This window comes from Actinomadura bangladeshensis (assembly GCF_004348335.1).
GTDB lineage: Bacteria > Actinomycetota > Actinomycetes > Streptosporangiales > Streptosporangiaceae > Spirillospora > Spirillospora bangladeshensis.
On record NZ_SMJW01000238.1, the window covers coordinates 1 to 11,946 of the forward strand.

11 protein-coding genes are annotated in these 11,946 nt (G+C 73.8%); 7 read left to right on the top strand and 4 right to left on the bottom strand.

From position 1 onward, the window contains the following. Positions 1-29 precede the first annotated feature (29 nt). The 3 genes from E1284_RS32170 (at position 30) to E1284_RS32180 (ending at position 3,786) form a co-directional block, all read left to right on the top strand. On the top strand, positions 30-845 hold the full coding sequence (locus E1284_RS32170; protein WP_131943933.1) for a spermidine synthase: 816 nt from the start codon (positions 30-32) through the stop codon (positions 843-845). Positions 846-924: 79 nt separating this feature from the next. Next, entirely contained in the window at positions 925-1,698 is a 774-nt protein-coding gene (locus E1284_RS32175) for an SDR family oxidoreductase (protein ID WP_131943924.1), read from the top strand. Positions 1,699-1,758: 60 nt separating this feature from the next. After that, positions 1,759-3,786 (top strand): ATP-binding SpoIIE family protein phosphatase, encoded by a 2,028-nt coding sequence (locus E1284_RS32180; RefSeq protein ID WP_131943925.1) that lies wholly within the window; start codon positions 1,759-1,761, stop codon positions 3,784-3,786. A gap of 37 nt (positions 3,787-3,823) precedes the next feature. Here E1284_RS32180 and E1284_RS32185 read toward each other — a convergent pair whose 3' ends face one another. Continuing rightward, positions 3,824-4,966 (bottom strand): VldE C-terminal domain-containing protein, encoded by a 1,143-nt coding sequence (locus E1284_RS32185; protein ID WP_243714879.1) that lies wholly within the window; start codon positions 4,964-4,966, stop codon positions 3,824-3,826. A gap of 8 nt (positions 4,967-4,974) precedes the next feature. Next, positions 4,975-5,814, bottom strand: a complete 840-nt coding sequence (locus E1284_RS32190) for a DUF4253 domain-containing protein (RefSeq protein ID WP_131943927.1) — start codon at positions 5,812-5,814, stop codon at positions 4,975-4,977. 181 nt (positions 5,815-5,995) lie between these two features. On the opposite strand from E1284_RS32190, the gene E1284_RS32195 reads away from it, so the two are divergent. The 4 genes from E1284_RS32195 to E1284_RS32210 are packed head-to-tail and all read left to right on the top strand — an operon-like array spanning position 5,996 to position 10,679. After that, positions 5,996-7,216, top strand: a complete 1,221-nt coding sequence (locus E1284_RS32195; protein ID WP_131943928.1) for a sensor histidine kinase — start codon at positions 5,996-5,998, stop codon at positions 7,214-7,216. After that, positions 7,204-7,842, top strand: coding sequence for a LuxR C-terminal-related transcriptional regulator (locus E1284_RS32200; protein WP_131943929.1), 639 nt, complete (start codon positions 7,204-7,206; stop codon positions 7,840-7,842). Before E1284_RS32195 ends, E1284_RS32200 begins: the two co-directional genes overlap by 13 nt. Continuing rightward, entirely contained in the window at positions 7,839-8,282 is a 444-nt protein-coding gene (locus tag E1284_RS32205) for an NUDIX hydrolase (protein WP_131943930.1), read from the top strand. Before E1284_RS32200 ends, E1284_RS32205 begins: the two co-directional genes overlap by 4 nt. Before the next feature lie 60 nt (positions 8,283-8,342). Next, the gene (locus E1284_RS32210) at positions 8,343-10,679 is read left to right on the top strand and encodes a penicillin acylase family protein (protein ID WP_131943931.1); all 2,337 of its coding nucleotides are present in this window, start codon (positions 8,343-8,345) and stop codon (positions 10,677-10,679) included. Here E1284_RS32210 and E1284_RS32215 read toward each other — a convergent pair. Both E1284_RS32215 and E1284_RS41935 read right to left on the bottom strand, forming a co-directional pair. After that, positions 10,666-11,199: a TetR/AcrR family transcriptional regulator C-terminal domain-containing protein gene (locus E1284_RS32215; protein ID WP_341770440.1), complete on the bottom strand. Its 534-nt coding sequence runs from the start codon at positions 11,197-11,199 to the stop codon at positions 10,666-10,668. The genes E1284_RS32210 and E1284_RS32215 overlap by 14 nt on opposite strands. Positions 11,200-11,513: 314 nt before the next feature. Next, positions 11,514-11,946: HNH endonuclease signature motif containing protein (locus E1284_RS41935; protein ID WP_243714880.1), on the bottom strand; the 433-nt coding region annotated here is incomplete at its 5' end.

Below are 11,946 nucleotides of genomic sequence, written 5' to 3' on the forward strand. Positions count from 1 at the left end.
GGCACGGCTCTCCGCCGCGGACCTTCCGGATCGCGGGTGGGGAGGCCGAGCTGCTGCGCGACGCCGACCGCGACGGCGGCTGGATGCTGCTCGTCGGCGGCGTGCCGCAGTCCTACGTCGACCTGTCCGACCCGACCTACCTCGACTTCGAGTACATGCGGCTGATCGGCGACGTGGTCGACTGCCTCGGCGTGGACGGCGAGGCGTTCGACGCGGTGCACATCGGCGGCGCCGGCTGCACGCTGCCCCGCTACATCGCCGCGACCCGGCCGGGGTCGCGGCAGATCGTGCTGGAGCCGGACGCGGAGCTGGTGCAGCTCGTCCGCGAGCGGCTGCCGGTCAAGGGCGTCCGCGGCCTGCGGATCCGCATCACCGACGGCCGCGCCGGCATCGCGGCGCTCGCCGACGACGCCGACGACCTGGTGGTGATGGACGCCTTCGCCGAGGCGTCGATGCCGCCGGAGCTCGCCACCCGCGAGTTCGTCCTGGACGCCGCCCGGGTGCTGCGGCCGCGCGGCGTGTACGTGGCCAACGTCGCCGACGGGTTCCGGCTGCCGTTCGCGCGCCGGGTCACCGCCACGGTCCGGTCGGTGTTCCGGCACACGGTGCTGATGGGCGATCCGGGGGTGCTGCGGGGCCGCCGGTTCGGCAACCTGATCGTGGCCGCCTCGCAGGAGCCGCTGCCGGTCGCGGAGCTGACCCGGCGCGCCGCCGGCGGCATCGTCCGGGCCCGCGTCATGGACGGCGGCGACCTCGCCGCGTTCTGCGCCGGCGCGGCGCCGCTGCACGACGGCGAGGAGATCGCCACGCCCGTCCCGCCGCCGCAGGTCTTCGGATCGTCCTGACGGCGGCGCGGCCGGGATGTCACATTCCGGGCGTCCACCGGGTCTTGCTGGACGTGTCCGACACACCGAGGAGGAACCGATGATTCTCGTGACCGGGGCCACCGGGACGCTCGGCCGGCCCGTCGTCCGGCTGCTGCGCGAGGCCGGCGCGGACGTGCACGGGCTCAGCCGCCGGGACAGGGACCCGGAGCCCGGCCTCACCTGGCACAAGGGCGACCTGTACACCGGCGAGGGCGTGGACGCGGCGGTCGAGGGCGCGGAGACGATCGTGCACTGCGCCAGCGACCCGTTCCACCCCAAGCGGGACCTGCCCGCCTCCCGCCGCCTGGTGGAGGCCGCGCGCCGGCAGGGCGCCCCGCACCTGGTCTATATCTCGATCGTGGGCGTCGACAAGATCGACTACGGCTACTACCGGACGAAGTACGCGGTCGAGAGGCACATCGAGGACTCCGGGCTGCCGTACACGATCCTGCGGGCCACCCAGTTCCACACGCTGCCCGCCGCGGTCTTCAACGTCCTCACCAAGATCCCCGGCGTGGTGGGGGTGCCGAAGGGGCTGCGGGACCAGCCGGTCGACGTCGCCGACGTCGCGGCGCGGCTCGCGGAACTGGCGCTCGCCGCCGGGCCCGCGCGGCGGGTCGACGACATGGGCGGCCCCGAGGTGCTCACGGTGGAGGAGATGCTGGCCGGCTACCTGGAGGCGCGCGGCCTGCGGCGTCCCGTCCGGGTGCCGCTGCCGCTGCCGGGGAAGGCCGGGCGCGGCTTTCGCGCAGGCCACCACCTCACCCCCGGGCACGCCGTCGGGAAGCGGACCTGGCGGCAGTTCCTGGCCGAGTCCCACGGGTCCCGTTAGGGACATGCCTCCCCTCCGGTATCGGCCTCATCCGGCCGCCCGATGTCCCATAATCGAGCGATGGAGTCGTCCACCCGAATTCTCATTCTCGGTCTGGAATCGTCGGGGAGAATTCTGCAGTTCGACCGCAACGCCGCCGCCGTTCTCGCCCGGAATGCGGACGACCTTCCGGGCGCCTACCTGGACGAACTGATCCCGGGCGCGCGGGAGCCGCTGCTGGAGGCGCTGAAGGCCGGCCGGGAGCGCACCGCCATGCTCGCCGTGGAGACCCCGGCGGGCGGGACGCTGGACGCGGTCGTGACCGTCCACCCCATGAGCGGCGGCGCTCCGGCCGGCGCCGCGGGCGGCGCGGTGCCGGAGCCGGCGGCGCTCGCCGTCATCCGGGTGCCGGTGCCGCTCGCCGACCGGTTCGTCGACCCGGCCGTCATCCGCCGGGCGCTGCTGGACGACGCCCTTCCGCGCATAGGCTCCACCCTCGACCTGGAACTGCTGGCACGCGGGCTGATGGACGTCCTCGTCCCGCATTTCTGCAACTCCGGCGCGCTGCTGCTCGCCGAGAGCCACATCGACGCCGACGAGCCGCCGGAGGGCCCGGACGGGCCGCAGCTGCGCCGGATGGCGATCGGGTTCGACGACGAGGACCCGGCCTGGGACGCGACGTTCCCGACCGGCGAGTCCCTCGTCTACCCGCCGGGCACCCCGCACGCGCTGTGCCTGGAGTCGGGCGAGCCGGTGCTGCGCGCCCTCGGCGGCGAGGGCGCGGCGCGGCTCGCGGGCGCGTGGCGCCGCCCGCCGGTCGCCGACCTGCTCAAGGGCGCGTCGATGCTGCTGCTCCCGATCGTGTCGGCGGCGGGGGTGCTCGGGTTCTTCGTCTGCAGCCGCAACCTCGCGCACCGCCCGTTCGACGCCTACGACGTCGAGATCGGGATGGAATTCGCCAACCGGGCGTCCATCTTCGTGGAGAGCGCCCGCCAGTACTCGCGGGAGCGCGCCACCGCGCTCACCCTGCAGCGCAGCCTGCTGCCGACGGGCCTGTCGGCCCCGTCGCCGGTCGAGGTGCACCACCGCTACCTGCCGGGCAGCCGCCGTATCGAGGTCGGCGGCGACTGGTACGAGTCGATCGCGCTGCCCGGCGCCCGCGTCGCGCTCGTCGTCGGGGACGTCGCCGGGCACGGTGTGAAGGCCGCCGTCACGATGGGCCGGCTCCGCACCGCCATCCACACCCTCGCCGGGCTGGAGCTGCCGCCCGCCGAGGCCCTGGAGCGGCTCGACTCGCTGATGGCGACGCTCGGCGAGCGCGAACCGCACTTCGCGACCTGCGCCTACGTCGTCTACGACGCGGTCAGCGGCCGGTGCGAGGTGGCGAGCGCAGGGCACCTGCCGCCGCTGCTGGCCCCGCCCGGCGCCGCCTCGGAGTACCTGCCGGTGCCGCCCGCGCCGCCGCTCGGCGTCGGCGGCGACACCCCGATCGCGACCCGCGAGTTCACCGTCGAGGACGGCACGCTCCTGTTCCTCTACACCGACGGGCTGGTGGAGAACCGGACCCGCGACATCGACGACGGGCTCGCCCGCCTCCTCGGCACCTTCGGGCCGGGCGCCGCCGCCCGCCCCCTGGAGGACCTGTGCCAGGCGGCGCTCGACGGCGTCTACGACGACCAGCACCGCGACGACATCGCGATGCTCATCGCCCGGCTGGCGCGCATCCCCGCCGACCACCACGCGACCTGGGAGCTGCCCGCCGAGCCCGCCGCCGTCCGCCGGGCCCGCGGCCTCGTCCGGGACCGGCTCGCCCGCTGGGACCTCGACGAGCTGACCCACTCCACGATGCTGCTGGTGTCGGAGCTGGTCACCAACGCGATCCAGCACGCGGGCGGACGGATCACGCTGCGCGTGGTGCGCGAGGGCGGCCTCGTCTGCGAGGTCTTCGACTCCTCCGACGGCGCTCCCCGCGTCCGCCTCCACGACGAGGACGGCGACATGCCGGAGTCGGGCCGCGGCCTGCACGTCGTGCGGCGGCTGGCGCGCCGCTGGGGCGTGCGCCGCACCGCCGGCGGCAAGGTCGTCTGGTGCGAGCAGGAACTGCCCTGACGCCCGCCGCGGGCCGGCGCGTCATCCGACACGCCGCCTAGCGCAGCACCGAGATGTGCACGTGGTCGTAGTGGTTCTGGGTGATACTGCCGCGGTCGGCCATCGGCCGCCAGCCGCCGCCGCGCACGTTCCAGATGTGCTGCCGCCAGATGACGTAGGAGATGCCGAGCCGCCGCGCGTTCGCGACCGCGTACCGGGCGACCTGGTCGCCGTGCCGCTGCGCGCCCGCGCTCGGCATCCGCCCGCCGGTGCTCTCCATGAAGTCGCAGGCGCGGCCGTCGCCGTGGTCCTGCGGGTCGCCGGTCGACCGGTAGCAGCCGATCACCGGGAACGGGCCGAACATGCCCGCGATCTCCAGCAGGACGGTCCGCATCGTCGGCGTCATCATGTTGCCGGTGATGGGCGTCCGGTCGCCCGCCGCCCCGTCCGGCCGCCCGGTCACCTGCGGGCGCCCCTTCGGCTTCGCCTTCGTCCCGGACGTGCGGGCCGGCGCCAGCGTCGCCACCTTGGTGCCGCGCGGGAGGATCGTCTGCAGCCGCTTCGCCAGCTTCGCCGCGTCGGCCTTCGGCGCGCTGATGACCAGGGCGTTCCCGTCCGGCAGGCCCAGCGCGCGGGCCTGCGCGCGGGACACGACGGCGTCGATGTCGCCGATGCCCATCGAGGCGTACGCGCCGACGCGCACCTGCCCGCCGCCCGAGCTGCGCCCCGCCGGGACGACCGCGCCGAGCGGCAGCCCCCCGTCGCGGCTCTGCTCGAAGGAGACGGCGAGCCCGCCGGACGCGACCGTCTGCCACAGCTGGTCGGACTCGGCGGTCGCCTCCGGTGCGAACGCCCGGAACTTCGACGGGTCGACGCCGAGCAGCCCCATCCGGCGGCCGCCGACGCGGGCCCGCGCGGCGTCCACGACCGTGAGGCCGGCGACGCCCTTGAGCCGCCGCGCCCGCTCGACGGCCTGCGGCGGCAGCGGGGACGTCCCGGCGACCAGCAGGTGCGGCGTGTAGCGGCGCGTCAGCGGTGCGACGGCCGGTGCCTGCGGCGCGGCGTTCCGGTCCACCGACACAAGGTTCCCGGCCTTGGACGGCTCGTCGCCCGCCCGGGACACGAGCACGGCGACGTCGGCCGCCAGCGTGAGGACGATCGCCGCCGCGATGCCCCCGCAGAGAACCCTTCCGCCCCGCATCCCGCCCCTCAGTCCCACCAGAACGACCAGTAGGTCTTGCCGCGGATCTCCTCGGCGTACCCGGGGAGCGTGCCGGGGCCCTGGAACAGGATGTCGGGGCAGAACGCCCAATGCTCCGCCGCGACGTGGACGGCGTGCCGGGTGGTGACCGGGGGAGCGGCGACGCTGAGCTCCAGCGTGTTGAAGCCGAGCCCGACGACGCGGGTGCCGAACCGGTCCTCCCAGCTGCGCAGGACGGCCGACAGCGGCGCCGTCCACTCGTTGTGGTTCAGGGCGCCCTGCCAGCCGACGGCGGTGAGCGCGTCCGCGCCCCGGTCGACCGCGACCAGGCCGAGGGAGGGGCCGCGGGCGCCGAGGACGCGGGCGTAGCGGTCGGCCATCGTGTCCGGGTCGTCGAGCGGCACGCCCGCCGGGGCGGGGCCGGGGCAGTGCCGGCCGTAGGGGGCGAGGTCGTCCAGGTCCTCGTCGGCCGCCTGCTCGGCGAAGTCGGCCCACACCTCGTACATGAACGCCTGGGGGTGGTAGTTGGCGATCTCGCCGACCGGCTCGGGCGCGATCTGGCCGGCCGCCCAGGGCTGGTCGGACTCGTCCATCAGCAGCGGCCAGAGCCCCGACCGGTCGTGCTCGGCGCGCAGCGCGGCCCACAGGTCGCCGCGGACGGGGTCGTCGCTCAGCCACAGTGCCGGCCGCAGCAGCGGCCGCCGCTGCGGGTAGCCGGGATCCGGCCAGACCAGATCCCCGTCGGGCAGCGGCACCGACAGCGTCCGCGCGGCGGCGTCGTCCCCGACGCCGTCGTCGAACAGCTGCGGCAGGTCGCCCGGCAGGTGCCGGACCTCCACATCATCCATTTCACGCCGTTCCGGTACAGAGCATGCCAGTGGCGATCGTAACGGCGGAGAGGCCGCCCGGGGGACCTGCTGCGCGGTTCGGCCGTCCCGGACCCATGGTGTACCGGGCTCCACCCCCGGTCCGGGTGCGGGCCCGGCTGCGCGGGGCCTCCGGGTCACCTACCGTTTCCGGTGAGGTGAGATGAGAAGCGCACTGGAACGCAGCGCGGCGGCGACCCGCGAGCTGGCCGCCGCCCTCCGCACGGCCGTGCCCGCGCTGTTCGGGCTGGCCCCGCTGCTGATGCTGGCCGTCCTGCTGCCCGCGGCGCTGCCGTGGCTGCCGTCGGCCGTGAAGCCGCTGCGGGCCCTCGCGAACGCCGAGCGGCGCCGGGCGGGACGGCTGCTCGGCCGCGAGATCCCCGAGCCGTACCGCCGCGCGGCGGGCGACGGGATGGCGGAGGGGCTCCGCCTCGCCCGGTCCCGGACGACCTGGCGGGACGCCGCGTGGCTGGCGGCGCACGGCCTCACCGGCCTGCCCGCCGCGGTGCTGGCGGTGGGGATCTGGCCGGCGATCCCGTTCTCGCTGTCGCTGCCGCTGTGGTGGTGGGCGGCGCCCGAGGGCTCCCAGTCGGCGATCGTCACGCTGGACGACTGGCCGACGGCGCTGACGATGCCGTTCGTCCAGGCGGCCCTCTACCTGGCGATCCTGCTGTGGCTGCTGCCGCGGCTCGTCCGCTGGCAGGCCCGGCTCGCCGCGGCGCTGCTCGGCCCCACCCGCCGTACGAGCCTCGCCGAGCGGGTCGAGGAGCTGACCGAGACCCGCGCCGAGGCCCTGGAGGCGCACGGCGCCGAACTGCGCCGCATCGAACGCGACCTGCACGACGGGACGCAGGCGCAGCTCGTCGCCGCCGCGCTGCGGCTCGGCCTCGCCGACCGCCGGTTCGGCGACGATCCCGACGCGGCGCGGGCGCTGTTCCTGGAGGCCCGCGACGGCATCGAGGAGGCGCTGACACAGCTGCGCACGGTGATCCGCGGCATCTATCCGCCGATCCTGTCCGACCGGGGCCTCGCCGGGGCGCTGCGCGCGCTCGCCGCCGGGCAGCCGATCCCGATCCAGATGGACGTCGGGGACGGCCGCGCGCCCGCCGCCGTCGAGGCCGCGGCCTACTTCGTCGTCGCCGAGGCCCTCACCAACATCGCCAAGCACAGCGGCGCCCGGCACGGCTGGGTCACCGTCCGCCGCGAACCCGCCCGCCTGACGATCCGGGTGCGGGATGATGGCAGGGGCGGGGCCGACCCCGGCCGGGGCAGCGGCCTCGCGGGCGTCCGCCGCCGGGTGGCGGCGCTCGACGGGGCGACCCGCATCGACAGCCCCGAGGGGGAAGGGACGACGCTCGAGGTGGAGCTGCCGTGCGGATCGTGATCGCGGAGGACAACGTCCTGCTCCGCGAGGGGCTCGCCATGCTGCTGGACGCGGGCGGGCACGAGGTCGTCGCGGCCGCCGGCGAGGGGCCCGAGGTGCTGCCCGCCATCCTGGAGCACCGTCCGGACGCCGCCGTCCTCGACGTCCGGCTGCCGCCCGGCTTCCGCGACGAGGGGCTGCGCGCGGCGATCGAGGCCCGCAAGCGGATCCCCGGCCTGCCGCTGCTCGTGCTGTCGCAGTACGTGGAGGAGACCTACGCCGCCGAGCTGCTGGCGGGCGGCGCCGAAGGCATCGGCTACCTGCTGAAGGACCGGGTCGGCCGCGTCGACGAGTTCCTGGACGCCCTGGACCGCGTCGCCGCCGGCGGCACCGCCCTCGACCCCGAGGTCGTGTCCCAGCTGATGACCGCCCGCCGGGACCCGCTGCAGACGCTCACGCCCCGCGAACGCGAGGTCCTCGGCCTCATGGCGCAGGGCCTCGACAACGCCACGATCGCCACCACGCTCGTCATCACCGAGCGGTCGGTCAGCAAGCACATCGGCGCCGTGTTCGCCAAGCTCGGCCTGCCGCCGTCCGACAGCGGGCACCGCCGCGTCCTCGCCGTCCTGGCCTACCTGAACTCGTGAGGATCCGCCGGGCGGTCCGCGCCCTCCTGCTGGACGGCGGCGCGCTGGTCCTGCTGCGCCGCACCCGCCCGGACCGGCCCGTCTACTGGACGACGCCGGGCGGCAAGATCGAGCCCGACGACGCGTCCCCCGAGGCCGCGCTGCGCCGCGAACTGGACGAGGAGCTCGGCGCGACCGCCGGCCCCGTCCGGCAGGTCTTCGCCTGCGGCGAGGAGTCGCCGGAGGTGTACCGCCTCAACACCTTCTACGTGTGCCGCCTGACCTCGATGGACCTGTCCCGGCGGCACGGCCCCGAGTTCGAGGACCCGTCGCGGGGCCGCTACGACGTGGACCTCGTTCCGTGCAGCCCCGCGGATCTGGCCGCCATCGACCTGATCCCCGCGACCCTCGCCGCCTATCTGCAGGACCACGCCGCCGACCTTCCCGGACTCCTCCCGTAGGTCTTGCCAGGGACGATCACCTGTGCGAACTTTGCGGGACTTCTGTGATCAAGGAGTCCGATGTCGCCTACCGTCCTGCGCGCGGCGGGAGCCGCGGTGGTCGCCGCCGCCGTCCTGACGCCCGTGACCTCCTCCGCCGCGACGACCGGCGAGCGCGCCATGTCGGCGACGATCCGCTACACCGAGTACGGCATCCCGCACATCACCGCCCGCGACTACGCCGGCCTCGGCTACGGCACCGGCTACGCGGCGGCCAAGGACGACCTCTGCCTGCTCGCCCAGGGCGTCGTCACGCTGAGCGGGGAACGCTCCAAGTACTTCGGCGCGGACGGCTCGCCGGACAGGGCGCTGTCTTCGGCGTCCACCAACATGGCCAGCGACGTGTTCTTCACCGCCATCAACGACAGCAAGGTCGTCGAGCGGCTGGCCGCCGCGCCCGCTCCCTACGGCCCGAACGCGGAGGTGCGCGACCTCAGCCGGGGCTGGGCCGCCGGCTACAACCGCTACCTGCGCGAAGGCAAGGTCACCGACCCGGCGTGCAAGGGCGCCGCGTGGCTGCGGCCCATCACGGAACTGGACGTCTACCGGCGCGGCTATGCCCTCGCGATGCTCGGCGGCTCCGGGATGGTCACCGACCAGATCACCGAAGCGGTGCCGCCGGGTGCTGTGACCGCCAAGGCCCCGTCAACGGCGAAGGCCGCCGAGGGCGCCCGCAAGCTGCTGGCGAACGCCGACATGGGCAGCAACGCCATCGCCGTGGGCGGGGACGCCACGGCCAACGGGCGCGGCCTGCTCCTCGGCAACCCGCACTACCCGTGGCACAACGGGCGGCGCTTCTGGCAGATGCAGCAGACGATCCCCGGCAAGCTGAACGTGAGCGGCGCCGCGCTGCTCGGGTCGCCGTCCGTCAACATCGGCCACACTTCGACCTTCGCGTGGAGCCACACCGTCGCGACCGGCGTCCCGTTCAGCCTGACTGAGTTGCGGCTGGTGCCGGGGAACCCGACGTCCTACTTCGTGGACGGCACGATAGAGAAGATGACCCAGCGGCGGGTCACCGTCCAGGTGCGGCAGCCGGACGGCTCGGTCAAGCCGGTCACGAAGACGCAGTGGCGGAGCCGGTACGGGCCGATCGTCACGTCGGTCTCGTCCATCGGGCTGCCGTGGACGACCTGGAACGCCTACGCGCTCACCGACCCGAACGCCACCAACCTGCGCCTGGCCAACACCTCGCTGGCCTTGGGCAAGGCCCGCACGACCGACGACGCGGTGCGCGCGCTGAAGCAGACCCAGGGGCTGCCTTGGGTGAACACCATCGCGGCCGACTCGCGCGGGAGGGCGCTGTTCGCTCAGATCCAGGTGCTGCCGAACGTTACGAACGCGTTCGCGGACCGCTGCAACAGCCTCCTCGGCCACATCACGTTCCGGCAGGCGGGCCTTGCCATCCTGGACGGCACTCGGTCGTCGTGTGCCCCTGGGAAGGCCCCGGGGACCGTCCAGCCGGGCATCCTCGACCCCGACCGGTATCCGGTGCTGACCCGCGGCGACTACGTCACCAACTCGAACGACAGCTACTGGCTTTCGAACCCGGAGAAGCCGCTGACCGGTTACGACCGCATCATCGGCGACGAGAAGGCGGCCCGCAGCCTCCGTACTCGCAGCGGCATCGTCTCCGTCCAAGACCAGCTCGCGGAGAGCAAGTTCACCCGCACCGACATGCAGGACCTCGTCTTCGCCAACCGCAACCACGCCGGTGAGCTCGCCGCCGACGGAACGGTGAAGATGTGCCGCGAGATGGGTCTCGGTGAGCCCTGCGACGTCCTGGCCAAGTGGGACAGGACGGCGAACGTTGATAGTCGGGGCGCCCTCCTCTTCGACCGCTACTGGCGCAAGGCGCTCTCCGCGTGGGATCTGTGGAAGACGCCGTTCGACGCGTCCGACGCGGTGAACACGCCGCGCGACTTCAACACCGGTTCGTGGGCAGCGCGTAAGGCTCTGCTGGACGCGGTCGACGAGTTGAAGAAGTCCAACATTCCGCTGGACTCGCCTCTCGGCGACCACCAGTACGTCACCCGCAATGGCGAACGGATCCCGATCGGCGGCGGCACCGAGAACCTCGGCATCCTCAACAAGGTCGAAGGCACGTGGACGCCGGGCAAGGGCTACACGGAGATCACCACAGGGTCCAGTTACATCCAGGTCGTCTCGTTCGGCGGCGATGCCTGCCCCGACACGCGGACCCTGCTCACCTACTCCCAGTCGACGGACCCGACGTCCCCGCACTACGCCGACCAGACCCGCCTCTTCTCCAAGAAGCAGTGGGTCACCGAGCGGTTCTGCTCCGGCGAGATCAACAAGGCGCCGGGTCTGAAGGTCGTCACCCTCACCGGGAAGTGACCGCGCCGATGCCGTCGAGGAGGTAATCGAGGCCCTGGACGAACGCGGCGTCCCAGTCGCCGTCGTCCAGATGGCCGTGCTCGGCGAGAGCCGGGTACAGGTCGCGGCTCCGGGCGAGGTGCTCGGCGGCGCCGGACGTGCCGTCCTGCGCGCCGACCTGCATGAGCGCCGACCCGATGACGTAGATCGCCACCGCGTACGCGGCGGTGGCGAGCCGGGCTCCGGCCAGGCCGGTCGTGGCCAGGGTCGCGTAGAGGAAGTCCGTGCGGGCGAGCACGTTCGGGCCCAGCAGGGGGCGTCCGCCCAGGATCGCGGCCGACCATGGATGGTCCAGCATCGTCCGCCGCCAGCCCGACATCAAGTCGATGGCGTCTGCGCGCTGATCCCGCCCGGCCTCAGGCAGCGCGACGTCGCCGAAGATGCTGTCGAGGGCCGGAGCGAATGCACTCAGCCCGCCTGCGCCGAGGCGATCACCGACTACACCGACGCGGGCGGCTACGACAACGAGGTCATCTGTGATGTCTGCACGCGGCCGTCCTCGGCCTGCCGTTCGACGAGGCGAAGGCGCGCGGCGTGACGCACCTCTCCGGCGGGGAGCAGAAGCGCCTCGCCCCGCAGGCCCTCCTCCGCGGCTCGGATGAGAAGGAGCGGCTGGTGGAGAGGGTGCGCGCCACGGCGTCCGCTGCTACGCCGGCGCGCACACCGCCGGCACGTCGCACCGGTTCCGGCCCTGCGCATCGGATGGGGGATCCGCGACGACCTTCACAAAGCGTTCGTGCCCCTGGCCGCAGGCTGCATCCATCGGCGCGCGTCGTCCGCTGGCCCTGCGGCCCCTCAGGCGGCTTGGAGCCAGGGTGGTGGCCGGCCGGGTGCGGAGGTCGTTGTGTCTCTGGGTGGGTGGAGGTGGTAGGTGTACCGGGCGCCGCTGTTCTCCCGGGTGACGTGGATATTGGTGGGGTTGGTGTGTTTGTAGCGGTTATGCCATCCGCACGTGAGGGCGAGTTGGTCGATGTCGGTGGGGCTGTGCCCGAGGGCCCAGCCGTGGACGTGGTCGACCTCGCACAGCGTGCCGGGGACCTCGCAGCCGTGGACGGCGCAGGTGGGGTAGAGGGTTTCGAGGACTCGGCGTTGGGCGCTGGTGGCGAACCGGACCCGGTGCCCGAGGTAGAGGGGCAGGTTCCCTCGCCCGAGCAGGAGAGGTGAGACTCCGGCCGACAGGGCTATGCGACGGGCTTGGGCGGCGGGGATGGGTGTTCCGTCGGTGAGG

Excerpts from the sequence above, each read along its gene's own strand:
- E1284_RS32175 (WP_131943924.1), top strand. The coding sequence starts at position 925 with ATGATTCTCGTGACCGGGGCCACCGGGACGCTCGGCCGGCCCGTCGTC.
- E1284_RS32180 (WP_131943925.1), top strand. The coding sequence starts at position 1,759 with ATGGAGTCGTCCACCCGAATTCTCATTCTCGGTCTGGAATCGTCGGGG.
- E1284_RS32185 (WP_243714879.1), bottom strand. The coding sequence starts at position 4,966 with ATGCGGGGCGGAAGGGTTCTCTGCGGGGGCATCGCGGCGGCGATCGTC.
- E1284_RS32190 (WP_131943927.1), bottom strand. The coding sequence starts at position 5,814 with ATGGATGATGTGGAGGTCCGGCACCTGCCGGGCGACCTGCCGCAGCTG.
- E1284_RS32195 (WP_131943928.1), top strand. The coding sequence starts at position 5,996 with ATGAGAAGCGCACTGGAACGCAGCGCGGCGGCGACCCGCGAGCTGGCC.
- E1284_RS32210 (WP_131943931.1), top strand. The coding sequence starts at position 8,343 with ATGTCGCCTACCGTCCTGCGCGCGGCGGGAGCCGCGGTGGTCGCCGCC.